A 25,380-nucleotide genomic window follows, 5' to 3' on the forward strand; every position below is an offset into this window, starting at 1 on the left:
TGTGAAAGTCTCCTATGGGGGCGTATGTGGGAAAGCCGCGGGAAGGGCGGATCTCAGGCCGCGCGACGCGCCGAGCCCGGTGCGCAGCCGGCGACGCTTTGCAGCCAGCCGAGCCCTTCCGTCGTGGTGGTGCGGGGCTTGTATTCGCAGCCGACGTAGCCGGTGTAGCCGAGCCGGTCGAGCAGCGCGAACAGGAACGCGTAATTGATCTCGCCCGTACCCGGCTCGTTGCGGCCCGGGTTGTCCGCGAGCTGGACGTGGCCGATCGATGCGAGGTTGCGTTCGATCGTCGCGGCCAGTTCGCCTTCCATGCGCTGCATGTGATAGATGTCGTACTGCAGGAACAGGTTGTCCGAGCCGACCGCGCGGATCACGTCGAGCCCTTCGGACGAGCGGTTCAGCGCGAAACCGGGGATGTCGAAGCTGTTGCACGGCTCGACCAGCAGACGGATGCCTTCGCGCTTCAGCGCGTCGGCGGCGAAGCGCAGGTTGTCGACGATCGTGACGAACGTCTTGTCGCGCGCCGTGCTCGCCGACGGAATGCCGACGAGGCAGTTCAGCTGCGGCACCTTCAGCGCCTTCGCGTACTCGATCGCACGGCCGACGCCTTCCTGGAACTCGCCGACGCGATCGGGCAGGCACGCGATGCCGCGCTCGCCCTGGTCCCAGTTGCCGGCGGGCAGGTTGTGCAGCACGAGGCGCAGGCGGTGCGTCTCGAGCCGTTCGGCGAGTTCCTCTTTCGCGTACGGGTACGGGAACAGGAACTCGACGGCGTCGAAGCCCGCGTCCGCGGCCGCCTTGAAGCGGTCGAGGAACGGCACTTCATTGAACAGCATGGTCAGGTTTGCAGCAAACTTCGGCATGAGCTAAGCCTCTTCGGTCGGTCAGTCAAAAAATGTCGTGCGGATCAGTCGAGCATCGAGATCGCGGTCGGCGCGTGTTCGGCCTTCTCGGCGAGTTCCTCGAATTCGTTGATCGCATCGATTTCGGTGCCCATCGAGATGTTCGTCACGCGCTCGAGGATCACTTCGACGACGACCGGCACGCTGAACTCTTCCGCGAGCGCCTGCGCCTGCTTCAGCGCCGGCTCGATTTCTTCCGGCTTGAACACGCGCAGCGCCTTGCAGCCGAGGCCTTCGGCGACCGCCACGTGGTCGACGCCATAGCCGTTCAGCTCCGGTGCGTTGACGTTGTCGAACGCGAGCTGCACGCAGTAGTCCATGTCGAACGCACGCTGCGCCTGGCGAATCAGGCCGAGGTACGAGTTGTTCACGACGACGTGCACGTACGGCAGCTTGAATTGCGCGCCGGCGGCCAGCTCCTCGATCATGAACTGGAAGTCGTAGTCGCCCGACAGCGCGACGATCGGACGGCGCGGGTCGGCCGCACGCACGCCGAGTGCGGCGGGGATCGTCCAGCCGAGCGGGCCGGCCTGGCCGCAGTTGATCCAGTTGCGCGCCTTGAACACGTGCAGGAACTGCGCGGCGGCGATCTGCGACAGGCCGATCGTGCTGACGTAGCACGTGTCGCGGCCGAACACCTTGTTCATTTCTTCGTACACGCGCTGCGGCTTGACCGGCACGTTGTCGAAGTGGGTCTTGCGCTGCAGCGTGCGCTTGCGTTCCTGGCACTCGGACACCCATGCGCTGCGATCCTTCAGCTTGCCGGCGGCCTTCCATTCCTGCGCGACGGCGACGAACAGCTCCAGCGCGGCCTTCGCGTCCGACACGATGCCGAGATCCGGGCCGAACACGCGGCCGATCTGGGTCGGCTCGATGTCAACGTGCACGAACTTGCGGCCCTTCGTGTAGACCTCGACGCTGCCCGTGTGGCGGTTCGCCCAGCGGTTGCCGATGCCGAGCACGAAGTCGGACGCGAGCATCGTCGCGTTGCCGTAGCGGTGCGACGTCTGCAGGCCGACCATGCCGGCCATCAGCGGGTGGTCGTCCGGAATCGCGCCCCACGACATCAGCGTCGGGATCACGGGCACGCCGATCGTTTCGGCGAACTGGACGAGCAGGTCTTCGGCCGCCGCGTTGAGCACACCGCCGCCCGACACGATCAGCGGCTTGTCCGCGTCGTTGAGCATCGCGAGCGCTTTCTCGATCTGCGCGCGGGTCGCCGCGGGCTTGTAGACCGGCAGCGGTTCGTACGTGTCGATGTCGAATTCGATCTCGGCGAGCTGCACGTCGATCGGCAGGTCGACCAGCACCGGGCCCGGGCGGCCCGAGCGCATCAGATGGAACGCCTGCTGGAACACGCGCGGCACCAGCGCCGGTTCGCGCACGGTGACGGCCCATTTGGTGACGGGCTTCGCGATCGACTCGATGTCGACGGCCTGGAAGTCTTCCTTGTACAGGCGCGCACGCGGCGCCTGGCCCGTGATCGCGAGGATCGGAATCGAGTCGGCCGACGCGGAGTAGAGACCGGTGATCATGTCGGTGCCGGCGGGGCCCGACGTGCCGATGCACACGCCGATGTTGCCCGGCGCGGCGCGCGTGAAGCCTTCGGCCATGTGCGACGCACCCTCGACGTGGCGGGCCAGCACGTGGCTGATGCCGCCCGACTTGCGCATCGCGGAATAGAACGGGTTGATTGCCGCGCCCGGCACGCCGAATGCGGTCTGGATGCCTTCCTTCTCGAGCACGAGTACGGCTGCGTCGACGGCTCTCATCTTGGCCATGAATGTCTCCTTGAATGTGCGGATCTTGCGAATCGGTCTGTTGGGAACACTTTAGGGACGCAGGAAAGGTTTGATAAGATCAGCCGAAGTCGCTTATTTCGAAACTAAAAGTATGGAATGACGGCCGGACGGGGCTTTCCCGCCGGTGTCGGAGCCGGGACGGAGACGGGACGGAGACGGGAGATGGATCGTTTCAAGCAGATCGAGACGTTCGTGCGGGTCGCGGACGCGGGCAGCCTCGCGGCGGCCGCGCTCGAGGAGGGCGTGTCGCCGGTGGTGCTCGGGCGGCGCATCGACGCGCTGGAGAAGCGCCTCGGCGTGAAGCTGATGTACCGCTCGACGCGGCGGCTGGTGGTGAGCGAGGAGGGCGCCGCGTTCCTCGAGCGCTGCCGCGGGCTGCTGTCCGAATGGGACCAGGCCGAGAACGAGCTGGCCGCCGGCCGCCGCGCGGTCAGCGGGCATCTGATCGTGTCCGCGCCGGCCGCGTTCGGCCGCAAGCACGTGGCGCCGCACGCGCCCGGTTTCCTCGTCGACAAGCCGGAAATGCAGCTGTCGTTCAACCTGACCGATCGCGTCGTCGATCTCGTGCGCGAAGGCTACGACCTGTCGATCCGGATTGGCGGCTCGGTCGACCCGAACTTCGTCGCGGTCAAACTCGCGTCGAACCGGCGTGTCGTGTGCGGCACGCCCGACTATTTCCGCCGCCACGGCCGGCCGAAGTCGCTCGACGACCTGCTCAGGCACAACTGTCTCGCGTTCAACCTGCAGGGGGGCCAGAACCGCGGGTGGTATTTCCAGCGCCACGGCAAGATCGTGACGATGCGGGTGGCCGGCAATCTCGACTGCAACGACGGCGAGCTGCTGCATCGCTGGGTGGCGGAAAGCCTCGGGCTCGGCTGGCGCTCGACCTGGGAAATCGCCGCGCAGCTCGAGACGGGCGAACTCGAGACGGTGCTCGACGAATATGCGCTGCCGGACTACGACATCCTCGCGGTCTATCCGCAGCAGCGCTACGTGCCCGCGCGCGTGCGCTACTTCATCGACTACCTGCGCGAAGCGTATGCGCGCCCCGGCTACTGGAGCACCACGCCGTAACGGACGCGGCAGGTTCCGGCATTTTTTTGCGCATCGTCGGCTGCATGCGGGAATAAACTCGACGCAGCGGCGGTAAGGTCATCGAGTGCGCACGCTGCCGGTCTGTCCGGGCGCCGGGCGCGGAACGGGCGCGGCTTCGGCCGCCGGGACGAGGGAGGCCATGTGGGGCAAGCCGGACAGGCGGTCGACGAACGGACGGAGGACGACGCGGTCGCGCGCGGCGAGCGGTTTCGCGCGCTCGTGCTGCCGCATCTCGACGCCGCGTACAACCTCGCGCGCTGGCTGAGCGGCAATGCGGGCGACGCGGACGACGTCGTCCAGGACGCGTGCATGCGCGCGCTGCGCTTCGTCGACTCGTGCCGCGGCGACAACGCGCGGCCGTGGCTGCTGACGATCGTGCGCCACACCTGGTACACCGAATGGCGCCGCCGCACCCACGCGCACGAGGTCGCATTGCCCGACACGCTCGACGACACGGAGGTGCCCGACGACTGGCAGCCGGCGACCGAGGATCCGCTCGCGCAATTGCTGCGCGGCGAGAACGTGAGGCTCGTGAATGCGGCGCTCGCGAAGCTGGCGCCCGAATATCGCGAGGTGCTGGTGCTGCGCGAGATGGAGGATTTGAGTTACCGCGAGATCGCGGCGATCGCCGACGTGCCCGTCGGCACCGTGATGTCGCGGCTTGCGCGCGGCCGGCGCAGGCTCGCCGCGCTGCTGGGCGACGCTGCGGCGCCGGCGTCGACGTCCAAACCCGCGCCGGGACGAGCGTCGGCAAGCGGAACCGCATCGGAGGCGATCGATGGACTGTAACGAAGCGCGAGCGTTGCTGGACGCGGACGTCGACCGCGAGCTGTCGGCGCCCGATGCATTGCGCATCCAGCGGCATGTCGAAGGGTGCGACGCGTGCCGCCGCGAACGCGAACGAATCGTCGCGCTGGGGCGGATCGTGCGGCAGGCCGACTATCACCGCGCGCCGAATGCGCTGCGGGCGAGCATCCTCGCGGGGCTGCCGGCGGCGGGCGGCGCGGGGGAGCGCAGCCAAGCCCACGCGGAACCGGGGCCTGACGCGGCGGCGCGGCCGCGGCCTCGACCGAACGGTCGCCGCTGGTTTTCATGGCCGACCGGGCGCGGCGAGCCGGCTCGCCCGGCGCCTGCCGGGCCGGGGCCGCGTGTCCCGGCGCTGCCGGGGCTCGGCTGGGGCATGGCGCTGGTGATCGCGCTGGCCGCGGCCGCCGGGATGGTGGTGTCCACGCGCCACGCCGAAACCGGCCAGACGGTCGACGAACTGGTCGCGAGTCACGTTCGGGCCGGCCTGTCGGCGCGCGACATCGACGTGATCTCGACCGATCGGCATACGGTCAAGCCGTGGTTCAACGGCCGACTCGACTATGCGCCGCCGGTCGAGGATCTGTCGGCGAGCGGTTTCCCGCTGGCCGGCGGGCGGCTCGACTACGTCGGGCGGCGCCGCGTCGCAGTGCTCGTCTACCGGTACCGGCAACACGTGATCGACGTGTACGTGTGGCCGGCCGGCGTCGGGCGGCAGGCTGCGCCGTATGCGGCCGTGTCGCAGGGGTACGCGCTCGACCGCTGGGATGCGGCCGGGATGACGTGGTGGGCCGTGACCGACGCCGAACCGTCGGCGCTGGACGCGTTCAGGACGGCGCTCGACGCGCGGCTGGGCGGGGCGCGCAGCGAGTGACGGCAGGCCGCGTCGCCGGGCACGTCATCCCGTGCGCGATGCTCGGTCCCCGATTCATGAACAGGCGCGCCGACGGCCTTTTCGGCTGCCGGCGCCGTTCAAGTCTTTGAAAACATGGCCGAATCCGGTCGGAAATCGTCGATCGGTGTTGCATGCGCCCCGTATCCGGGTTAGAATCTTCGGCTTCTCACTTGCCACACCGGTTCAGACGCCCGGGTGGCTTTAATCCACAAGGAGTGTGTAATGCGTCATTACGAAATCGTATTCATCGTGCACCCCGATCAGAGCGAGCAAGTGCCCGCGATGATCGAGCGTTACAAGACCACGATCACGACGCACGGCGGCCAGATCCACCGTGTCGAAGACTGGGGCCGTCGCCAGCTGGCCTACATGATCGAGAAACTCGCGAAGGCTCACTACGTCTGCATGAACATCGAGTGCGACCAGACGACGCTCGACGAACTCGAACACGCGTTCAAGTTCAACGACGCCGTGCTGCGTCACCTCATCGTCAAGATGAAGAAGGCCGAGACCGGCCCGTCGCCGATGATGAAGGAAGTTCAGCGCGAAGAAGCCAAGAAGGCGGCTGCAGCTCAGCCGACCGAAGCGCAGGCTTAAGTTCGTCACTCATTAAGCCATCAAGGAGCGCGCCACTCACGTGAACAGGTTGCAATTGACGGCGAGCGTCGTCGAACGCGCACCGGTGCGATATACGCCGGCAGGTGTTCCGATCGCAAGCGCCACGTTGCATCACCGCACGGAAGTCGTCGAAGCAGGCATTCCCCGTCAGGTCGAAATGACGATCGAGGCGGTGGCGGCCGGTGAGGCGAGCGGCAAGCTGGAAAGTCGTGAAATGGGCGTCGAAACGCTGTTCACGGGCTTTCTGGCAAAGAAGAGCCGCAACGCGAGAACCTTGGTGTTTCACATCACTGCATTGCAGGACATAGGAAAGGACTGAAATCATGGCCCGCCCGACTGGTAAGAAATTCGACAAGCGTCGTCAGCAACAAAACCCGCTCTTCAAGCGCAAGAAGTTCTGCCGTTTCACGGCTGCCGGCGTCGAGCAGATCGACTACAAGGACACGGAAACGCTGAAGGACTTCATCGGCGAAAACGGCAAGATCACGCCGGCTCGTCTGACGGGTACGAAGGCGCACTATCAGCGTCAGCTGGACACGGCAATCAAGCGTGCGCGTTTCCTCGCGCTGCTGCCGTACACCGATCAGCACAAGGCGTAATCAGGCGACGCAATAAGGAGAATTCGAATGCAAATCATTCTGTTGGAAAAAGTCGCCAATCTGGGCAACCTGGGCGATATCGTCAAGGTCAAGGACGGTTACGCTCGCAACTTCCTGATCCCGAACCGCAAGGCTCGCCGTGCAACGAAGGAAGCGATCGCCGAATTCGAAGTTCGCCGCGCTGAACTCGAAAAGATCGCCGCTGAAAAGCTGGCGGCATCGCAGGCAGTCGGCGAGAAGCTGAACGGCCAGTCGTTCGAAATCACGCAGAAGTCGGGCGTTGACGGCCGTCTGTTCGGCTCGGTCACGAACGGCGACGTCGCGGAACTGCTGAAGAAGGCAGGTTTCGAAGTCGAGAAGCTGCAAGTTCGCATGCCGGAAGGCCCGCTGAAGATGATCGGCGAGCACAACGTTCAGGTCGCGCTGCACACGGACGTCGTCGTCGACGTCACGGTCAACGTGATCGGCGACCACGCGTAAGCGTATGCAAGCTTTCCGGGCGGCTTCCGCCGTCCGGACAAGGGCAGGCGCCCGGGCAACCGGGGCCTGCCTTTTTTATTGCCCGATCGCCGGAGCGGTAGCGCTGCCGCGATCAATTCGCGATAATCCCAACCCATGAACGCGCCGCAAGATCCTCAAATCGAATCGCTGAAAGTCCCGCCGCATTCGGTCGAAGCCGAGCAGTCGGTGCTCGGCGGCCTGTTGCTCGACAACGCGGCATGGGACCGGATTGCCGACTTCCTGTCGCAGGGCGACTTCTATCGCTACGACCATCGGATCATCTACGAGCACATCGGCCGGCTGATCGCATCGACGCGCCCGGCCGACGTCGTGACCGTGTACGAAGCGCTGACCACGTCCGGCAAGGCCGACGACGTCGGCGGCCTCGCCTACCTGAACGCACTCGCGCAGAACACGCCGAGCGCCGCGAACATCCGCCGCTACGCGGAAATCGTGCGCGACCGCGCGGTGCTGCGTCGGCTCGTGTCGGTCGCCGACGAAATCTCGGCCGACGCGTTCAATCCGCAGGGCAAGGAAGTTCGCCAGCTGCTCGACGAGGCCGAATCGAAGGTGTTTTCGATCGCCGAAGAGGGCGCGCGCGGCAACCAGGGCTTCCTCGAAATCGGTCCGCTGCTCACGCAGGTCGTCGAGCGCATCGACACGCTGTATCACACCGCGAACCCGAGCGACGTCACGGGCACGCCGACGGGCTTCGTCGACCTTGACCGGATGACGTCCGGGATGCACGGCGGTGAACTGATCATCGTCGCAGGGCGGCCGTCGATGGGTAAGACCGCATTTTCGATGAACATCGGCGAATACGTCGCGGTCGAGTACGGGTTGCCGGTAGCCGTGTTTTCGATGGAAATGCCGGGCACCCAGCTTGTGATGCGTATGCTCGGCTCGATCGGCCGGCTCGACCAGCACCGGATGCGTACCGGCCGGCTGACGGACGAAGACTGGCCGAAGCTGACGCACGCGGTGCAGAAGATGAGCGAGGCGCAGCTCTTCATTGACGAGACGGGCGGCCTGAACCCGATGGAATTGCGCTCGCGCGCGCGGCGCCTGGCTCGGCAGTGCGGCAAGCTCGGCCTGATCATCGTCGACTACCTGCAGCTGATGTCGGGTTCGTCGCAGGGCGAGAACCGCGCGACCGAAATCTCGGAAATCTCGCGATCGCTGAAGAGTCTGGCCAAGGAGCTGGACGTGCCGGTGATCGCGCTGTCGCAGTTGAACCGCGGGCTGGAACAGCGTCCGAACAAGCGCCCGGTGATGTCCGATTTGCGTGAATCGGGCGCAATCGAACAGGACGCGGACGTGATCCTGTTCATCTATCGCGACGAGGTCTACAATCCGGACAGCCCGGACAAGGGTACGGCCGAAATCATCATCGGCAAGCAGCGTAACGGCCCAATCGGACCCGTTCGGCTCACGTTCCTGGGCCAATACACGAAGTTCGACAACTTTGCGGGGGCGCAGAACTTCTACGGCGAGTAACACTTCTTCGCCAGATGTAAACCGTTATTTCACCAAGCGTTGTATCCAATCCCGGCGCGCGCATATGCGCGCGTCGCGTCGCAACCGAAAACGGTACAATATCGCCCGTTTTCGTGACAGTCGTTTGACAATCTCTCAGGAATCCCATGTTCGGTCGATTCATGCCCACCGAGGGCAAGTTCTTTGAACTCTTCAACGCGCACGCGAAGCACATCGTTTCCGGTGGCCGCGAGCTCGAACTGCTGATCGACAATCTCGCCGACGCCGAGATTCACAAGCAAAACGTGCAAACCGCCGAGAAGGCCGCTGACAAGCTGACGCATGAAGCGATCGATCTGCTGCACAAGACCTTCATCACGCCGCTCGATCGCGACGAGATCCACAAGCTGATCACGACGATGGACGACATCCTCGACCTGATGGAGGACGTCGCGACGGCCGTATCGCTGTACGACGTGCAATCCGTCACGTCCGAGGCGAGCCAGCTCGCGCACATCGTCACGCAGTCGGCGCAGCACGTGCAGCAGGCCGTCGGATTGCTGTCCGACATGAAGCAGTCGGCGCAGATCCTCAAGCAGTGCGAGGAGATCGACCGCTGGGAGTCGGAGGCCGATCGCGTGCTGCGCGCGGCAATGTCGAAGCTGTTCCGCGAGGAAGACGACGTGAAGACGCTCATCAAGCTGAAGGCGATCTACGAACTGCTCGAGGAGATCACCGACAAGTGCGAGGACGTCGCGAACATCATCGAAGGCATCGTGCTGGAAAACGCCTGAGCGGATCACGATGCATTCGATACAACTCGCCCTATGGATGGTCGCGACGCTCGTGCTCGTCGCGCTCGTATTCGACTTCATGAACGGCTTTCACGACGCGGCGAACTCGATCGCCACCGTCGTGTCGACCGGGGTGCTGAAACCCCAGCAGGCCGTGGTGTTTGCGGCCGCGTTCAACGTCATCGCGTATTTCATCTTCCACCTGAAGGTCGCGCAGACGGTCGGTAAAGGCACGATCGATCCCGAGATCGTCGACCACTATGTCGTGTTCGGCGCGCTGGTCGGTGCGATCGGCTGGAACGTGATCACGTGGTATTACGGGATTCCGTCGAGCTCGTCGCATGCGCTGATCGGCGGCCTCGTCGGCTCCGCGCTCGCGAAGTCCGGCTGGAGCTCGCTGAACATCGACGGCCTGATGAAGACCGTCGCATTCATCTTCATCTCGCCGCTGCTCGGTTTCATCCTCGGCTCGCTGTTCATGCTCGGCGTGTCGTGGCTGTATTTCCGTACCGCTCCCAGCAAGGTCGACCGGCGCTTCCGCCGGCTCCAGCTGCTGTCGGCCGGTCTGTACAGCCTCGGCCACGGCGGCAACGACGCGCAGAAGACGATCGGCATCATCTGGATGCTGCTGATCGCGTCGGGCTATGCGTCGGCGACCTCCGATGCGCCGCCCGCGTGGGTGATCGGCGCGTGCTACCTGTCGATGGGTCTCGGCACGCTGTTCGGCGGCTGGCGCATCGTCCGCACGATGGGCCAGAAGATCACGAAGCTCAAGCCGGTCGGCGGTTTCTGTGCAGAAAGCGGCGGGGCGATCACGCTGTTCATCGCGTCGTTTCTCGGCATTCCAGTGTCGACCACGCACACGATCACCGGTGCGATCGTCGGCGTCGGCGCGACCCAGAAGCTGTCGGCCGTGCGCTGGGGCGTTGCCGGTAATATCGTGTGGGCCTGGGTGCTGACGATTCCGGCGTCCGCGCTGATCGCTGCGGGCGGATGGTGGGTCGGGCATCAGATCTTCTGATTCCGACGCTCCCTGACGACGCGACATGCGCCGCACACCGAAAGGTTGCGGCGCATTTTTCTTTGGAGATCGGGAAAGGCGCGGATGGGCCGGGAATGGCGGGGTTGCCGCCGGGATGGGGCCGGTCAGTAACTGCCGTTCGCGAAGCGGGCGATCGGATCGTCCGCGGTGCCGGTGCGCGGGCCGAGCGGTGCGGATTGCGTCGACGCACGCAGTACCTGCACGGGCTCGATGCCGCGCGGCGACGTCGCGGCGGCGGCGGGCGGGGGCTCCGCATCGAACGCGGCAGCCTGGGCGGCCGTCAGTGCCGTCGTCGGAATCTGCGTGCCGGTCTCCGTTGGGGCCGTGGTCGCCGTCATCGCGGTCATCTCGCCATTCGCGGACGCCGCCTGCTGCTGGGCTGCCGGCACGCGCGGCGGCGGAGGTTCGTACGGATCGGCGGTCGTGGCGGCTGCCGGGGCGACCGCTGCGGTCGATACGACCGGCGCTGCCTGGATGACCGGAGCCGGCGACGGTGCCGCGCCGGCTTGTGACGAAGCGTAGGCCGGCTGCCGCGCCGCGGCGGCTGCGACGACCGGGGCCGGTGCGGCCGTCGGCGCATCGCGTCGTGCCTCGTAGGTCGGCGCATCGAACGGCGCCGGCGTGCCGCGCGGCGGCGCGACGCGGCGAATGCCGTCGAAGCGCTTGGCCCAGTACGGGTTCGTCAGGTAGTCGAGCCGCACGGTGCCGCCGGTCGACGGCGCGTTGACGAAGCGCAGCTTGCCGACGTAAATGCCGACGTGCGAGTGCGGGCGGCCGGTCGTATTGAAGAAGATCAGGTCGCCCGGCGCGACCTGGTCGGGGTCGATCGACACGCCGCGGCTGCTCATGTCGGCGGTCGTGCGCGGCAGGTTCACGTCGGCCGCGCGGCCGATCACGTAGCGCACGAGCCCGCTGCAGTCGAAGCCGCTCGTCGGCGTGTTGCCGCCCCAGCGATACGGCACGCCGACGAGGCTCATTGCCTGGATCGAAATCTCTTCCTGACCGACGCTGTGATCGACGAATTTCGGGAAATTGGCGGGCGCCGGGAACGCGCGCGGCGTCGTGATCTTCATGCCGGAGGTGCGCGAAGCCGACTGCGGCGGCACGCTGGAGCAGGCCGCGAGCAGTGAAACGACGGCGACGGGAACCCAGATTCGAAGCATGACAAGGCGGACGAGCGCGGAACGCTCGCGAATCGTATGACAACAGACAGACCCGATGGTAGACGTTCCGGCGGGGCTTAGGCAACCATTCCTGAGAATTTACTTGAAGTTTCGCGCGTAAGTGAGGCTGTTGCGTAACGAAGCGTGACCAACGTTTCCGACCCCAAAAATAAAAACGGCGCTCCGGAAACGGAGCGCCGCATGGCGTCGACGGCCGGTGGTCGGCCGGTCGCGCGTTACAGAATGTCCGACGCGTAGTCGGCGAGCCGCGAGCGTTCGCCGCGCGCGAGCGTCACGTGGCCGCTGTGGCCCCAACCCTTGAAGCGGTCGACGACGTAGGTCAGGCCCGAACTGCCTTCGGTCAGGTAAGGCGTGTCGATCTGCGCGATGTTGCCGAGGCACACGATCTTCGTGCCGGGGCCCGCGCGCGTGACGAGCGTCTTCATCTGTTTCGGCGTGAGGTTCTGCGCTTCGTCGATGATCAGGTACTTGTCGACGAACGTGCGGCCGCGCATGAAGTTCATGCTCTTCACCTTCAGGCGCGAACGGATCAGCTCCTGCGTCGCCGCGCGGCCCCATTCGCCGGCTGCGTCGTCGGTTTTCTGCAGCACTTCGAGGTTGTCGTCGAATGCGCCCATCCACGGCTGCATCTTCTCTTCCTCGGTACCGGGCAGGAAACCGATGTCCTCGCCGACGGGCACGGTCGCGCGCGTCACGATGATCTCGTTGTAGCGCTTGTCGTCGAGCACCTGCGCGAGGCCGGCCGCGAGCGCGACGAGCGTCTTGCCGGTGCCGGCCTGGCCGAGCAGCGTGACGAAGTCGATCTCGGGGTTCATCAGCAGGTTCAGCGCGAAGTTCTGCTCGCGGTTGCGCGCGGTGATGCCCCACACGTTGTTCTTGTGGTGGCTGTAGTCGCGCAGCGTCTGCAGCAGCGCCGTCTTCCCGTTCAGCTCGCGGACGATCGCATGGAACGTCGGTTCGCCGTTCTGCGGCTCGAGATAGACGAACTCGTTGACGAGCATCGACGCGACGAGCGGGCCCGTCACGCGGTAGTACGTGGTGCCCGTCTTCGTGTCCTGCCAGCTCTCCATGCCCTTCGCGTGCCGGGTCCAGAAGTCCTGCGGCAGTTCGCGCACGCCGGTATAGAGGAGGTCCTTGTCCTCGAGTACCTGGTCGTTGAAGTAGTCTTCCGCGGGCAGGCCGAGCGCGTGCGCCTTGATCCGCATGTTGATGTCTTTCGACACCAGCACGACCTGACGGTCCGGCCGGTCGCGCTGCAGCGCGCGCACGACGCCCAGGATCTGGTTGTCGGCCTTGCCTTCCGGCAGGCCTTCGACGGGCGGAATGTTGGTGAGCGTCGTCTGGAAGTGCAGGCGGCCGAGCGCCTCGCGGCTGCCGAGGCGCGACAGCGGAATGCCGTTCGTGATCGGGCCCGCGTCGGCGACCAGCGCGTCGAGCGTGCGGCTCACCTGGCGCGCGTTGCGCGCGACTTCCGACATCCCCTTCTTGTGGTTGTCGAGTTCCTCGAGCGTCATCATCGGCAGATAGACGTCGTGTTCCTCGAAGCGGAAGAGGCTGCTCGGGTCGTGCATCAGCACGTTGGTGTCGAGCACGAACAGCTTCTGCAGCTCGGCCTCGGCCGGCTTGCGGCTGCGCGACTTCGTCGCGGCGCCGGCATCGCGTGCGGGCGCCGCGGCCGGTTTCCCGGCGGCGGGCTTGTCGTGGCGTGCCTCGACCGGCGCGATGGGCGCAGCTTCGACCGGCGCCTGCATCGGCTGCAGCAGCGCCGCGGTCTGTTTGGTCTTGCGGCCGCGCGCGGGTGTGCTCGCGGCTTCTTGCGCCGACGACGCGACGGCGCGCAGCGGCGCGGCCGTGTTCGCGGCTTCGGTCATCGGTTGGGCCACGCTGGCCGGGCCATAGTCACCGGCTGTGGATGCGTCCCCTTCGGCGGATTTCTTCGCGGCTTTCGCGGGCCGCGCTTTCGCCTTGTATTCGTCGGGCGGCAGCAGGCTGCCGAGCTTGCTGGGGGGGGTAGGCAAAGGCATGGTGTCCCTCGGGAGGAATCGTGTCGCATGAAGTGCGCCGCTGATCGCATCCTGCGTGACGTACACGCATGCAGTTTGCGCGCGGTGGCGCACAGGAATATCGTCTAGCCGGTTCGCCTAAGTGTCGATCAGCTCCTTGACGGGGTGAGGGCCGGACCGAGGGCCGGCGCGCAGTCCATAAAAAAAGCCGCTGCCCCGTCGACAGGGACATGCGGCTCGGCTGATACCGTCGTAATGCGCGTCAGGTGCCGGAAAGCATCGCAACGGGCACCGGTGCAGCTACGAGAAATATGGGGCGAACTGGCATTCATTGCGGCCCAATATAACGCGGCTCAAAGCGCTTGTACAGCACTTAGCACGTCGTCCACGTGACCGGGCACCTTGATGCCGCGCCAAGCCTGGCGAAGCACGCCGTCGGCGTCGATCAGGAACGTCGAGCGCTCGATTCCGCGCACTTCCTTGCCATACATTTTCTTCATCTTGATGACATCGAACAGCGCGCACAGCGCTTCGTCGGCATCGGAGATCAGCGGGAACGGCAGTTCGAGCTTTGCCTTGAAGTTGTCATGCGAGCGCAGGCTGTCGCGCGACACGCCGATGACTTCGGCGCCGGCCTTCTTGAACTTCGGATAGAGATCGCGGAACTGCAGGCCTTCGGTCGTGCAGCCCGGCGTGTTGTCCTTCGGATAGAAATACAGGACGAGCTTCTTGCCCTTCAGGTCGGACAGCGAAATGTCGCCGCCCGTAGCCGGTGCGGTGAAATCGGGAACTTGACGGTCAACTTCGACGGACACGTGTTTCTCCTGTTGTTATGGAAAGGCGCCGCTCGGGCGGCGCGGTACGGCGGGACGTTGCGGCGGCACGCCGCAAGGGCGGGGCCGGCGGCGCCGGCGCGCGCGAACTCAGTCGGGCTGGACGATCAGTTCGCCGGAGCGGCCGGGAATCTCGCCCCACGTGACAGGGTACGATGGCAGCGAGTCGCGGTCCAGCGTCGCGTGGTAATCGCCCATCGTCGCAAACGTATGGCCCTGCGCGCGCCACCCGGCGAGCAGTTGCTCGAACACCGGCGCGAGCTTCTGGCCTTCCAGTTCCGCATGCAGCGTGAACACCTGGTCGTGCGGATTGGTCTCCGTGAACTTCAGGATATGCGCGGCGACGTTGTGCGTGTCGATGCCGTCGATGCCGAGCACTTCGTCGAGCGTCGGCAGCGTGGTCGGCATCTGCACGTGCGACAGCGTGCGGCCGCCGACCACGGGCAGGTACGGCGAATGGCCGCGACCGTCGGATGCGTAGCGCATCCCCCATGCGTCGATCTGCTCGAACGCCGCGTCGTTCATCTGCCAGCCGGCCGCGCCGTGCGTGACGGGCGGCGCGCCGAAGACGTCGACGAAGCGCGCGTGGCTCTTCTGCATTTCACGCGCGGTCCAGTCGCGATCGCGCACGCGCACGTTGTCCTGCCAGTACACGTGATCCCACGTGTGGATCCCGCATTCGAAGCCGGCCTCGTGGATCGCGCGCATGTCCGCGATCGCGCGGCGGCCGATGTCGGGGCCCGGCAGCAGCACGCCGTACATCAGCTGCTTCACGCCGTAATGCTCGACCACCGACGTGCGCGACACCTTCTTCAGGAAGCCGGGGCGGAACACGCGCCGCAGCGCCCAGCCCGTGTGATCGGGCCCGAGGCTGAAGAGGAAGGTCGCGCGCGCACTGAAGCGGTCGAAGATGCGCGCGAGGTTCGGCACGCCTTCGCGCGTGCCGCGCAGCGTGTCGACGTCGATCTTGAGGACGATACGAGCCAAGCGAGCGTCCCGTCAGTTCTGCTGCTCGACCAGCGCGCGCGCGTCGGCGACATGGCCGCGATACGCTTCGAAGATCTTGCGCAGCGCGTCGTCGAACGTCGATTGCGGCGCCCATGCGAGCTCCTGCATCGTGTTGTCGATCTTCGGCACGCGGTTCTGCACGTCCTGGTAGCCGTTGCCGTAGTAGGCGCCCGACGTCGTTTCGACGAGCTGCACCTGCTTCGCGGAGCCGGCGTATTCCGGGTATTCGGCGGCCAGTTCGAGCATCTTGTGCGCGAGCTCGCGAACCGAGAAGTTGTTCTTCGGATTCCCGATGTTGTAGATCTTGCCCGACGCGACGCCGTTCTTGTTCTCGATGATCTTCATCAGCGCGCTGATGCCGTCGTCGATATCGGTGAACGCGCGCTTCTGCGAGCCGCCGTCCACGAGGCTAATGTTCTCGCCGCGCACGATGTGGCCGAGGAACTGCGTGACGACGCGCGAGCTGCCTTCCTTCGGCGTGTAGATCGAGTCGAGGCCCGGGCCGATCCAGTTGAACGGACGGAACAGGGTGAAGTTCAGGCCTTCCATCCCGTAGCCCCAGATCACGCGGTCCATCAGCTGCTTCGAGCACGCGTAGATCCAGCGCGGCTTGTTGATCGGGCCGTAGGTGAGTGCCGATGCATCCGGGTCGAACTGCTCGTCCGAGCACATGCCATAGACCTCGGAGGTCGACGGGAACACGAGGTGCTTGCCGTACTTGACGGCCGAACGCACGATCGGCAGGTTCGCCTCGAAGTCGAGCTCGAACACGCGCAGCGGCTGCTGGACGTAGGTCGCGGGCGTCGCGATCGCCACGAGCGGCAGGATCACGTCGCACTTCTTCACGTGATACTCGACCCACTCCTTGTTGATCGTGATGTCGCCTTCGAAGAAGTGCATCCGCTCGTGGTTGACGAGGTCGCCCAGCCGATCGGTCTGCATGTCCATGCCGAACACTTCCCAATCGGTGGTTTCAAGAATGCGCTTCGACAGGTGATGGCCGATGAAGCCGTTCACACCCAGGATCAGGACTTTTTTTGCTTTCATGAATGACGGGAAGAATGAATGAACTGCGCGAATTCCGCGGGCGTCACGACGGTTTCGCTGCCGTCGCGCTGCTGCCACAGCTCGAGAATGGATAGGGCGCGGCTGTCGCCGCAGACGCCGAATAGCGCATTATCGCTTACGTGCAGGCCGGGCGGCAAATCCGCCGCGGCCGCGGCGAGCGCGCTGCCGGGCGCCGCGAGGCGCGCGCGGGCGATCACGAACCGCGTGCCGCCGACGTCGGTGAACGCGCCCGGATACGGGGGCGCGACCGCGCGAACCAGGTTGTAGACCTGCGCGGCCGGCTTCGACCAGTCGACGCGGCCGTCCTCCGGCTTGCGTCCGCCGTAGTAGCTGCCGTTCGAGAGATCGTTCGGCAGATGCGGCGCATCGCCCGCGAGCAGCGCGGGCAGCACGCGCCAGAGCGTCTGCTCGGCGGCCACCGTCACCTTGTCGAACACCTGCGTGGCCGTGTCGTCCGGCAGGATCGGCACCGCGGTCTGGCCGATGATCGCGCCGGCGTCGGGCTTCGCGGCCATCTCGTGCAGCGTCGCGCCGGTTTCCGTTTCGCCGTTCAGCACGGCCCAGTTGGTCGGTACCCGACCCCGGTATTTCGGCAGCAGCGAACCGTGCATGTTGTACGCGCCGCGCGGCGCGATCGCGAGCAGGTCCACCGGCAGCATGTGGCGGTAGTAGAACGAGAAGATGAAGTCCGGCTGCGCGTCGGCCACCGCGCGGCGCAGTGCCGGATCGGCGGGGTCGGTCGGCGTGACGACCGGGATCCCGTGCTCGGCGGCGACGGATGCGACGCTGCCGAACCAGATGTTCTCGTTCGGATTGTCCTCGTGCGTGACGACGAGCGCGACGTCGACGCCGCGTGCCAGCAACACCTGCAGGCACCGCACGCCGACGTTGTGATACGCGAAGACGACGGCGCGCGGCTTCATTGCGACACCCCCGTGCGATTCGTGCCGGCCGGCACCGCCGGCATGCCGTCATGCTGTTCGAGCACGGCCTGGATCAGGTAGCGCGGCCGTGCACGCACCTGCTGGTAGATGCGGCCGACGTATTCGCCGAGCAGGCCGAGCGCGAAGATGATCACGCCGAGCAGGAAGAACGTGATCGCGAACAGCGTGAACACGCCTTGCACTTCCGCGCCGACGATGAAACGGCGCACGAGCAGCAGCACGAACAGCGCGGCGGAGCCGAGCGACAGGATCACGCCGATGAACGACAGCCACTGCAGCGGCACGACCGAGAAGCCCGTCACGAGGTCGAAGTTCAGCCGGATCAGGCTGTACAGCGAGTATTTCGATTCGCCCGCGAAGCGTTCTTCGTGCGCGACCTCGATTTCGGTCGGGTTCTGCGCGAACGTATAGGCCAGCGCGGGGATGAACGTGTTGACTTCGCCGCACACGTTGATCGTGTCGATGATGCGGCGGCTGTACGCGCGCAGCATGCAGCCCTGGTCGGTCATCTTGATCCGCGTGATGCGCTCGCGCAGCCGGTTCATCATCTGCGATGCCTTGCGCCGCCACAGGCTGTCCTGACGCTGCTTGCGGATCGAGCCGACGTAGTCGTAGCCCTCGCGCATCTTCGCGATCAGCTTGCCGATTTCCTCGGGCGGGTTCTGCAGGTCGGCGTCGAGCGTGATGACGATGTCGCCGCGCGACTGCGCGAAGCCGGCGAGGATCGCCATGTGCTGGCCGTAGTTGCCGTTGAGCAGCACGACGCGCGTCGTGTCGGGGCGCACGTGGAACTGGTCTGCCAGCATCGCGGCCGAGCGGTCGCGGCTGCCGTCGTTGATCAGGATCACTTCGTACGACGTGCCGAGTGCGTCGAGTGCCGGGTACAGGCGCGCGAACAGCGCGGCCAGGCCCTCTTCCTCGTTGTACACGGGGATGATGACCGATACCTCCGGGTTCGCGGCGCCCGGATGCCCGGCGCGTGCTTCAAGGTGATTCATGTACGCTTATTTTCCGTATTGTTCGCAAATCTGGTTGACGGCGTCGGCCACGCGACGCACGTCGTCTTCCGTCATCTGGGTGAAGAGCGGCAGCGTGACGGTCGATGCGCCGTATCGTTCGGCGTGGGGGAACATGCCCTCCTTGAAGCCGCGTGCACGATACAGCGTGAAAAGATGGATGGCCGGGTAGTGGACGCCCGTGCCGATCCCGCGTTCCTTCATCTGCGCCATGAAATCGGCGCGCGAGATCGACAGACGGTCGAGCGGCAGCGTGACCTGGAACATGTGCCAGTTGCTGTTCTCGAAATCGGCGACGGGCAGGCCGAGCCCGAGCTTCACGGCCGGGCCGCCGTCGAGCGCGGCGAAGTATGCGCGCACGAGAGCGCGGCGCTGCGCGGTGAAGCGCTCGAGGTGCGGCAGCTGGCCGAGGCCGACGCGCGCGGCGACGTCGGTCAGGTTGTACTTGCCGCCGAGCACGTCGCAGTCCATCCCGTCGAAGCCGGTGCGCGTGATGCCCTGCAGGCGGTACTTCTGCGCGAGCGTCGCCTCGTCCTCGTTGTTCAGCACGAGCGCGCCGCCTTCGATCGTCGTCAGGTTCTTGTTCGCGTGGAAGCTGAACGACACGATGTCGCCGCTCGCGCCGATGCGCTTGCCTTTCCAGGTCGAGCCGAGCGCCTGCGCGGCGTCCTCGATCACGCGCAGGTTGTGCGCGCGCGCGATTGCGTACAGGCGGTCCATGTCGACCGGCAGGCCGGCCAGATAGACCGGGATGATCGCCTTCGTGCGCGGCGTGATCGCCTGCTCGAGCTTGTCGAGGTCGATGTTGCGCGTGACGGGATCGATGTCGGCGAATATGGGCGTCGCGCCCGTCTCGAGGATCACGTTGCTGGTCGACACCCACGACGCCGGCGTCGTGATCACCTCGTCGCCGGGGCCGACGCCCGCGATGCGCAGGCCGATCTCGAGCGTGCAGGTGCCCGAATTGAACGCGCGGACCGGACGGCCGCCGCAGTACTCGGACAGCGCTGCCTCGAATTTCTGGCTTTGCGGGCCGGTGGTGATCCAGCCCGAGCGCAGCACTTCGACGACACCCTGGATGGTTTCCTCGTCGATCTCGGGGCGGGTGAACGGCAGGAACGGAGCGGTAGTCTGGCTCATGAACGCTTGTGGCCTGTAATGGCTGGTAATAAAGGGGCGGGCGATCCGGCCCGAAACCGGCATTAAACACCGGTTGCCGGATTCGTACCGTGATTTTTTGTAGGCGGACGCTTAATGCCACCGGGCCGGGGCGCGCTCAACTGCGCGCGAGTACGAGCACGCCGATCAGGATGATGCCGATGCCGACGAGCCGCTGGACCGACAGCACCTCGCCGAACAGGTACCAGGCGGCAAACGCGTTGACCACGTAGCCGAGCGACAGCATCGGGTACGCGATCGACACGTCGACCCGCGACAGCCCGAGAATCCAGACGACCACGCTCAGCACGTAGCAGCCGAGGCCGCCGATGATCGGCAGTTGGGTCGCGATCTTCAGGCCGACGGGGATGATGTTCGCACGGCTGAATTCGAAGTGTCCAACGGCGTTGACGCCGGCTTTCAGCAGGAGTTGCGCACAGGCGTTGAGCATCACGCCGGTGATGATGCAGACGAACGAAACGGGATTCATGCGGCGGGCGTCCTTACGATTGCGGTTTCTCGACGATCACGCGGCGGTTGTCGCGCGCGATCACGCGCATCGGCACGCCTTGCTTGACCAGCGTGTCGTACTGGCCGGGGGGCATGATCGCGAGCGCATGGGTTTCCTGCTTCCAGCGTTCGATCCATTGGTCGACGGTCGGGATCCACTTGTTCGGCTCGACCGAGATCCCGAATGCGAGTTCGTCCTGGCGCTGGACCATGATCGTCGTGTGGCCCATATAGAACGGGAACGTGTGATCGAGCATCTCGATCGAGTAGAACGGCGTGTCGGGCGGCAGCTTCGCCAGTTCGGCGCGCACGGCGGGCGCGAGCAGCGCGCCCGAGCTGTAGCGCCCGAACTCGTCGTGACCGGTGCCGCCGATCGTGCCGAACGCGAGCCACGCGGCGCCGAACGCGGTGATCGCGGCCGCGACGCCCACGCGACGGTTCAGCCATGCGGCCGCGAGCGTCAGCGCGCCCGCGACCGCGAGGCCCGCGTACAGCCATAGCTGGAACGCGCGGTACAGCGCGTTCGGCGTGCGGGCGTCGCCCTGATACGCGAGGAAGATGATCCCGAACGCCGCGACGACGAAGAACACGAGGTAGCCGAGCAGGTGACGGCGGAACCGGTCGGCGCTCATCAGCGGCAGGTACGCGCCGATCATCAGCGCGAGCGCGGGCGCGATCGGCAGCACGTACGAAATCAGCTTCGAATGCGATGCGCTGAAGAACAGGAAGATGAACGCGCTCCAGATCAGCAGCACGAGCATCGGGGAGAAGCCGTTCGGCTGACGCGGCATGCGCAGTGCATGTCGGAGGCTCTGCCACGCGACCGACAGCCACGGCAGGAAGCCGACCAGCAGCACCGGCACGAAATAGTAGAGCGGGCCCGGGCGGTTCTGTTCCGGGGTCAGATACCGGCGGAACTGCTGGACGATGAAGAAGAAGTTGAAGAACTCGGGGTTGCGCTGCTGGACGAGCACGAACCACGGCGTGACGATCGCGAAGAAGATCACGAGGCCGCTGACCAGATACAGCCGCTTCCACAGCGCCCAGTCGCGGGCGATCAGCGTATAGAGCACCAGCACGGCGCCGGGCAGGATCAGGCCGACGAGGCCCTTGGACAGCACGGCGAACGCCATCGCGGCCCAGCACGCCCACATCCAGCCGCGCGCCGCGCCCGCCGGAAGCCCGGGCCGCTGCGCGAGCAGCAGCGAGCAGAGCGACAGCGTCATCCAGAACGCGAGCCCCATGTCGAGCGCGTTGAAGTGGCCCATCAGGTTCCAGTACGGCGAGCATGCGAGCACGACGGCCGCGAGGAAGCCGGACAGCGGGTTGAACAGGCGCGCGCCCGTGAAGCCGACCAGCAGCACGCCGGCGAAGCTGGCGAGGCCCGTGTAGAGGCGCGCCTGCCATTCGCCGATGCCGAACCATGCGAACGTCAGCGCGTTCAGCCAGGTCTGCAGCGGCGGCTTCTCGAAGTACTTGTAGCCGTTGTAGCGCGGCGTGATCCAGTCGCCGGTGACGAACATTTCCCGCGCCATTTCCGCGTAGCGGCCTTCGTCGCTCGGGATCAGGTGGCGCAGCCCGAGCGGCGCGAACCAGACGATCGCGAGCGCGACGAGCAGGAGGACGAGCATGATGCGGTTGAGCGGTAGCCTCGACGGCGTATCGTTCATGGATTTTCAGCCTGTTGGTTGTTGTGAGAGCCGCCGGCGGGTTGCGCCGGGGCGGTCGGCTTGCCGGTCATCGACCCGGACGACGATCCGGGGATCGACCCGGTGTGCCGGCCCGAGTTTTACCGCAACAGTGATTAACGTTCAATTAAGAGCGCGGCGGCGACCTTGCGGCCCTCGGCCATCAGGATGTTGTAGGTGCGGCAGGCGGCCTGGAAATCCATCGTCTCGACGCCGATCCGCTGGGCCGTGAGTGCGGCCACGAGGCGCGGGTGCGGGAAGCGCAGCCGCGCGCCGCTGCCGAAGATCACGAGCTCGGGCGCCGGGTCGAGCAGCATCGCGAAATGCTCGGGCGCGAGCGCGTCGAACGACGACACGGGCCAGTCCCGCACCGGTGCGCCGGGCAGCACGATGACGCTTCCTTCGTGGCGTTGGAGGTTGACGTCGACATAATCGGGGCCGTAGCCGGTGACGGTATTGAGCGCGCCGCTCGTGTCCTGGTGCAGTTTCAAATCGGTATTCCGCGGTTCCGTGGAGGGAGTGTCTGGCAAGGGCCGCACGGGCCCGGGCGGCCGGTTTCGCGACCGCCGCGCGCGGGACGCCTGACGGCGCGGGCCCGGAGCGGCCATGGTGCATTGCGAAAGTCGGCCAAAATCCGCTAAATTATAACTTTTTGGTCGCCCCCGGGCGCCACTTGCGTCGTGCGTCGCCACAAGCCGCGTCCGACCGCCCGCATTTTCCCCAGTCTAGACAGCGCGCACAGACCGGCCGCTCTCCAGTTTTGATCCCGTCCCCCGGCCGCAAGGCCAACCCAGGAACCGTGTCGTCGTGAAACCGATTCAGAAGTCGAACAAGCTGCTCAACGTCTGCTACGACATCCGTGGCCCGGTGCTCGAGCACGCGAAGCGCCTCGAGGAAGAAGGCCACCGCATCATCAAGCTGAACATCGGCAACCTCGCGCCGTTCGGTTTCGACGCGCCGGACGAAATCATCCAGGACATGATCCGCAACCTGCCGGCGTCGTCCGGCTATTCGGATTCGAAGGGCGTGTTCTCGGCCCGCAAGGCCGTGATGCACTACACGCAGCAAAAGGGTGTCGTCGGCGTCGGCCTCGACGACATCTACATCGGCAACGGCGCGTCCGAGCTGATCGTGATGGCGACCCAGGCGCTCCTGAACGACGGCGACGAAGTGCTGCTGCCGGCGCCCGACTACCCGCTGTGGACGGCCGCCGTGAGCCTGTCGGGCGGCACGCCCGTGCATTACGTGTGCGACGAGCAGAACGCGTGGATGCCCGACCTCGACGACATCCGCAGCAAGATCACGCCGAACACCAAGGCGATCGTCGTGATCAACCCGAACAACCCGACCGGCGCGCTTTATTCCGACGAATTGCTGCGCGATCTGCTCGAGATCGCGCGCCAGCACGGGCTGATCGTGTTCGCCGACGAGGTCTACGACAAGATCGTCTACGACGGGCTCGAGCACACGGCGCTGGGCTCGCTGTCGGAAGACGTGATCACCGTCACGTTCAACAGCCTGTCGAAGAGCTATCGCTCGTGCGGCTATCGCGCGGGCTGGATGGCCGTGTCGGGCCTCGGCGGCGACAACCGCCGGCGCGCGAAGGATTATCTGGAAGGGCTCGGGATCCTGTCGTCGATGCGCCTGTGCGCGAACGTGCCCGGGCAGTTCGCGATCCAGACCGCGCTCGGCGGCTACCAGAGCATCAAGGAGCTGATCGTGCCGAGCGGGCGCCTGTACAAGCAGCGCGAGCTGGCGTACGACATGCTCACGTCGATTCCGGGCGTGACCTGCGTGAAGCCGCAGGCCGCGCTGTACATGTTCCCGCGCCTCGATCCGAAGCTTTATCCGATCCAGAACGACCAGCAGTTCATCCTCGACCTGTTGCTCGAGGAACGCGTGCTGCTCGTGCAGGGGACGGGCTTCAACTGGGCGGCGCCGGATCACTTCCGCGTGGTCTTCCTGCCGAACCTCGACGACCTGACCGATTCGATCAACCGGATCGCGCGCTTCCTCGACGGCTACCGCAAGCGCCATTCGGTCTGAGCGGACAAGGTCCCCGGCATTCATTCATTCTTACTCATCGATCACACGCAGCATGGAACCGATCAAAGTTGGCCTGTTGGGCTTCGGCACCGTCGGCAGCGGCACCTTCACGGTGCTGCACCGCAACCAGGAAGAAATCAAGCGACGCGCGGGGCGCGGCATCGAGGTCGCGCGCATCGCGGTGCGCAACCCGGCCAAGGCGCAGGCCGCGCTCGGCGGTAACGCCGGCGCCGCGCAGATCACCGACGATTTCAACGCGGTCGTCGACGATCCGTCGATTTCGATCATCGCCGAGATGATCGGCGGCACGGGCATCGCGCGCGAGCTCGTGCTGCGCGCGATCGCGAACGGCAAGCACGTCGTGACGGCGAACAAGGCGCTGCTCGCGGTGCACGGCACCGAGATCTTCGAGGCCGCGCGCGAAAAGGGCGTGATGGTCGCGTTCGAGGCGGCCGTCGCCGGCGGCATTCCGATCATCAAGGCGCTGCGCGAAGGCCTGACCGCGAACCGCATCCAGTACATCGCCGGCATCATCAACGGCACGACGAACTACATCCTGTCGGAAATGCGCGACCGCGGCCTCGACTTCGCGACCGCGCTGAAGGCCGCGCAGGAGCTCGGTTACGCGGAAGCCGATCCGACCTTCGACATCGAAGGCGTCGACGCCGCGCACAAGGCGACCATCATGAGCGCGATCGCGTTCGGCGTGCCGGTCCAGTTCGACCGCGCGTACGTCGAAGGCATCAGCAAGCTCGACGCGACCGACATCCGCTACGCGGAAGAGCTCGGCTACCGGATCAAGCTGCTCGGCATCACGCGCCGCGCCGAAAACGGCATCGAGCTGCGCGTGCATCCGACGCTGATTCCCGAGAAGCGCCTGCTCGCGAACGTCGAGGGTGCGATGAACGCGGTCGTCGTGCACGGCGACGCGGTCGGCACGACGCTGTATTACGGCAAGGGCGCGGGCGCGGAACCGACCGCATCGGCGGTCGTCGCGGATCTCGTCGACGTCACGCGCCTGCACACGGCCGACCCCGAGCATCGCGTCCCGCATCTCGCGTTCCAGCCGGACAGCCTGTCGAACACGCCGATCCTACCGATCGAGGAAGTGACGAGCGGCTACTACCTGCGCCTGCGCGTGGCCGACCAGACGGGCGTGCTCGCGGACATCACGCGCATCCTCGCCGCGACGGGCATCTCGATCGACGCGCTGCTGCAGAAGGAATCGGAGCAGGTCGACGACGCGAACGGCGAAACCGACATCATCCTGATCACGCACGAGACGCTGGAGAAGCACGTGAACGCGGCGATCACGCAGATCGAAGGCCTCGCGACGGTGGTCTCGAAGGTGACGAAGCTGCGCATGGAAGCGCTGAACTGAGGACCAGGAACGA

25 protein-coding genes and 1 pseudogene are annotated in these 25,380 nt (G+C 65.8%); 13 read left to right on the plus strand and 13 right to left on the minus strand.

All coding sequences use genetic code 11. The annotated features are described in order from the left end of the window. Positions 1-53: 53 nt before the first annotated feature. Together hyi and gcl are read right to left on the minus strand one after the other, a co-directional pair. Positions 54-863, minus strand: coding sequence for a hydroxypyruvate isomerase (gene hyi / locus ACV22V_RS05365; RefSeq protein ID WP_175947637.1), 810 nt, complete (start codon positions 861-863; stop codon positions 54-56). A gap of 44 nt (positions 864-907) precedes the next feature. Next, complete coding sequence (gcl, locus tag ACV22V_RS05370; protein WP_059529790.1) at positions 908-2,683, minus strand: glyoxylate carboligase; 1,776 nt, start codon at positions 2,681-2,683, stop codon at positions 908-910. 183 nt (positions 2,684-2,866) lie between these two features. Here gcl and ACV22V_RS05375 point away from each other — a divergent pair, with 183 nt between their 5' ends. The 10 genes from ACV22V_RS05375 to ACV22V_RS05420 all read left to right on the plus strand — a co-directional run bounded on the left by ACV22V_RS05375 (position 2,867) and on the right by ACV22V_RS05420 (position 10,507). Beyond that, a complete protein-coding gene (locus ACV22V_RS05375) occupies positions 2,867-3,778 on the plus strand; it encodes a LysR family transcriptional regulator (protein WP_059529794.1) in 912 nt (303 codons plus the stop codon). Positions 3,779-3,940: 162 nt separating this feature from the next. Next, the gene (locus tag ACV22V_RS05380) at positions 3,941-4,588 is read left to right on the plus strand and encodes an RNA polymerase sigma factor (RefSeq protein WP_059529797.1); all 648 of its coding nucleotides are present in this window, start codon (positions 3,941-3,943) and stop codon (positions 4,586-4,588) included. After that, a complete protein-coding gene (locus ACV22V_RS05385) occupies positions 4,578-5,477 on the plus strand; it encodes a zf-HC2 domain-containing protein (RefSeq protein WP_448013192.1) in 900 nt (299 codons plus the stop codon). The genes ACV22V_RS05380 and ACV22V_RS05385 overlap by 11 nt, the downstream gene beginning before the upstream one ends. A gap of 243 nt (positions 5,478-5,720) precedes the next feature. Further along, complete coding sequence (gene rpsF / locus ACV22V_RS05390; RefSeq protein ID WP_006755436.1) at positions 5,721-6,095, plus strand: 30S ribosomal protein S6; 375 nt, start codon at positions 5,721-5,723, stop codon at positions 6,093-6,095. 40 nt (positions 6,096-6,135) lie between these two features. After that, positions 6,136-6,435: a primosomal replication protein N gene (gene priB / locus ACV22V_RS05395; protein WP_006486250.1), complete on the plus strand. Its 300-nt coding sequence runs from the start codon at positions 6,136-6,138 to the stop codon at positions 6,433-6,435. A 4-nt stretch (positions 6,436-6,439) separates the two neighbouring features. Further along, the gene (rpsR, locus tag ACV22V_RS05400) at positions 6,440-6,715 is read left to right on the plus strand and encodes a 30S ribosomal protein S18 (RefSeq protein ID WP_004193360.1); all 276 of its coding nucleotides are present in this window, start codon (positions 6,440-6,442) and stop codon (positions 6,713-6,715) included. 27 nt (positions 6,716-6,742) lie between these two features. Continuing rightward, a complete protein-coding gene (rplI, locus tag ACV22V_RS05405; RefSeq protein ID WP_047900882.1) occupies positions 6,743-7,195 on the plus strand; it encodes a 50S ribosomal protein L9 in 453 nt (150 codons plus the stop codon). Between the two features lie 135 nt (positions 7,196-7,330). Next, positions 7,331-8,713, plus strand: a complete 1,383-nt coding sequence (locus tag ACV22V_RS05410; RefSeq protein ID WP_044847233.1) for a replicative DNA helicase — start codon at positions 7,331-7,333, stop codon at positions 8,711-8,713. 146 nt (positions 8,714-8,859) lie between these two features. Continuing rightward, positions 8,860-9,486, plus strand: a complete 627-nt coding sequence (locus ACV22V_RS05415) for a DUF47 domain-containing protein (RefSeq protein ID WP_044847234.1) — start codon at positions 8,860-8,862, stop codon at positions 9,484-9,486. 10 nt (positions 9,487-9,496) lie between these two features. Beyond that, the gene (locus tag ACV22V_RS05420) at positions 9,497-10,507 is read left to right on the plus strand and encodes an inorganic phosphate transporter (protein ID WP_059449911.1); all 1,011 of its coding nucleotides are present in this window, start codon (positions 9,497-9,499) and stop codon (positions 10,505-10,507) included. Between the two features lie 125 nt (positions 10,508-10,632). Here ACV22V_RS05420 and ACV22V_RS05425 read toward each other — a convergent pair whose 3' ends face one another. Together ACV22V_RS05425 and ACV22V_RS05430 are read right to left on the minus strand one after the other, a co-directional pair. Further along, on the minus strand, positions 10,633-11,691 hold the full coding sequence (locus ACV22V_RS05425) for a C40 family peptidase (protein WP_448013193.1): 1,059 nt from the start codon (positions 11,689-11,691) through the stop codon (positions 10,633-10,635). A gap of 236 nt (positions 11,692-11,927) precedes the next feature. Then, entirely contained in the window at positions 11,928-13,736 is a 1,809-nt protein-coding gene (locus tag ACV22V_RS05430; RefSeq protein WP_059529806.1) for a PhoH family protein, read from the minus strand. Here ACV22V_RS05430 and ACV22V_RS05435 point away from each other — a divergent pair. Next, a pseudogene (locus ACV22V_RS05435) lies at positions 13,632-13,876 on the plus strand (hypothetical protein); the annotation flags it as partial. The gene ACV22V_RS05430 and the pseudogene ACV22V_RS05435 sit on opposite strands and share 105 nt — an antisense overlap. Before the next feature lie 192 nt (positions 13,877-14,068). On the opposite strand, the gene ACV22V_RS05440 reads toward ACV22V_RS05435, so the two are convergent. From ACV22V_RS05440 to ACV22V_RS05480, 9 genes are all read right to left on the minus strand, one after another. Beyond that, entirely contained in the window at positions 14,069-14,530 is a 462-nt protein-coding gene (locus ACV22V_RS05440) for a peroxiredoxin (protein ID WP_006756046.1), read from the minus strand. Between the two features lie 108 nt (positions 14,531-14,638). Beyond that, complete coding sequence (locus ACV22V_RS05445) at positions 14,639-15,535, minus strand: polysaccharide deacetylase family protein (protein WP_059529808.1); 897 nt, start codon at positions 15,533-15,535, stop codon at positions 14,639-14,641. Between the two features lie 12 nt (positions 15,536-15,547). After that, positions 15,548-16,603, minus strand: a complete 1,056-nt coding sequence (locus tag ACV22V_RS05450; RefSeq protein WP_059529811.1) for a bifunctional UDP-4-keto-pentose/UDP-xylose synthase — start codon at positions 16,601-16,603, stop codon at positions 15,548-15,550. Then, positions 16,600-17,547: a formyltransferase gene (locus ACV22V_RS05455; RefSeq protein WP_448013194.1), complete on the minus strand. Its 948-nt coding sequence runs from the start codon at positions 17,545-17,547 to the stop codon at positions 16,600-16,602. The genes ACV22V_RS05450 and ACV22V_RS05455 overlap by 4 nt, the downstream gene beginning before the upstream one ends. Then, positions 17,544-18,566, minus strand: a complete 1,023-nt coding sequence (locus tag ACV22V_RS05460; protein ID WP_059529818.1) for a glycosyltransferase — start codon at positions 18,564-18,566, stop codon at positions 17,544-17,546. Before ACV22V_RS05460 ends, ACV22V_RS05455 begins: the two co-directional genes overlap by 4 nt. Before the next feature lie 6 nt (positions 18,567-18,572). After that, a complete protein-coding gene (locus ACV22V_RS05465; protein WP_448013195.1) occupies positions 18,573-19,724 on the minus strand; it encodes a DegT/DnrJ/EryC1/StrS family aminotransferase in 1,152 nt (383 codons plus the stop codon). Between the two features lie 136 nt (positions 19,725-19,860). Continuing rightward, the gene (locus ACV22V_RS05470; protein ID WP_014896865.1) at positions 19,861-20,232 is read right to left on the minus strand and encodes an EamA family transporter; all 372 of its coding nucleotides are present in this window, start codon (positions 20,230-20,232) and stop codon (positions 19,861-19,863) included. 13 nt (positions 20,233-20,245) lie between these two features. Beyond that, the gene (locus ACV22V_RS05475) at positions 20,246-21,922 is read right to left on the minus strand and encodes a phospholipid carrier-dependent glycosyltransferase (protein ID WP_448013196.1); all 1,677 of its coding nucleotides are present in this window, start codon (positions 21,920-21,922) and stop codon (positions 20,246-20,248) included. 134 nt (positions 21,923-22,056) lie between these two features. Beyond that, the gene (locus tag ACV22V_RS05480; RefSeq protein WP_059529828.1) at positions 22,057-22,431 is read right to left on the minus strand and encodes an Mth938-like domain-containing protein; all 375 of its coding nucleotides are present in this window, start codon (positions 22,429-22,431) and stop codon (positions 22,057-22,059) included. Positions 22,432-22,747: 316 nt separating this feature from the next. Between ACV22V_RS05480 and ACV22V_RS05485 the strand changes: the two genes are divergently transcribed. Then, complete coding sequence (locus tag ACV22V_RS05485) at positions 22,748-23,986, plus strand: pyridoxal phosphate-dependent aminotransferase (protein WP_059529831.1); 1,239 nt, start codon at positions 22,748-22,750, stop codon at positions 23,984-23,986. 52 nt (positions 23,987-24,038) lie between these two features. Next, a complete protein-coding gene (locus tag ACV22V_RS05490) occupies positions 24,039-25,367 on the plus strand; it encodes a homoserine dehydrogenase (RefSeq protein ID WP_448013197.1) in 1,329 nt (442 codons plus the stop codon). Positions 25,368-25,380 lie beyond the last annotated feature (13 nt).

Source organism: Burkholderia sp. AW33-5 (genome assembly GCF_053427615.1).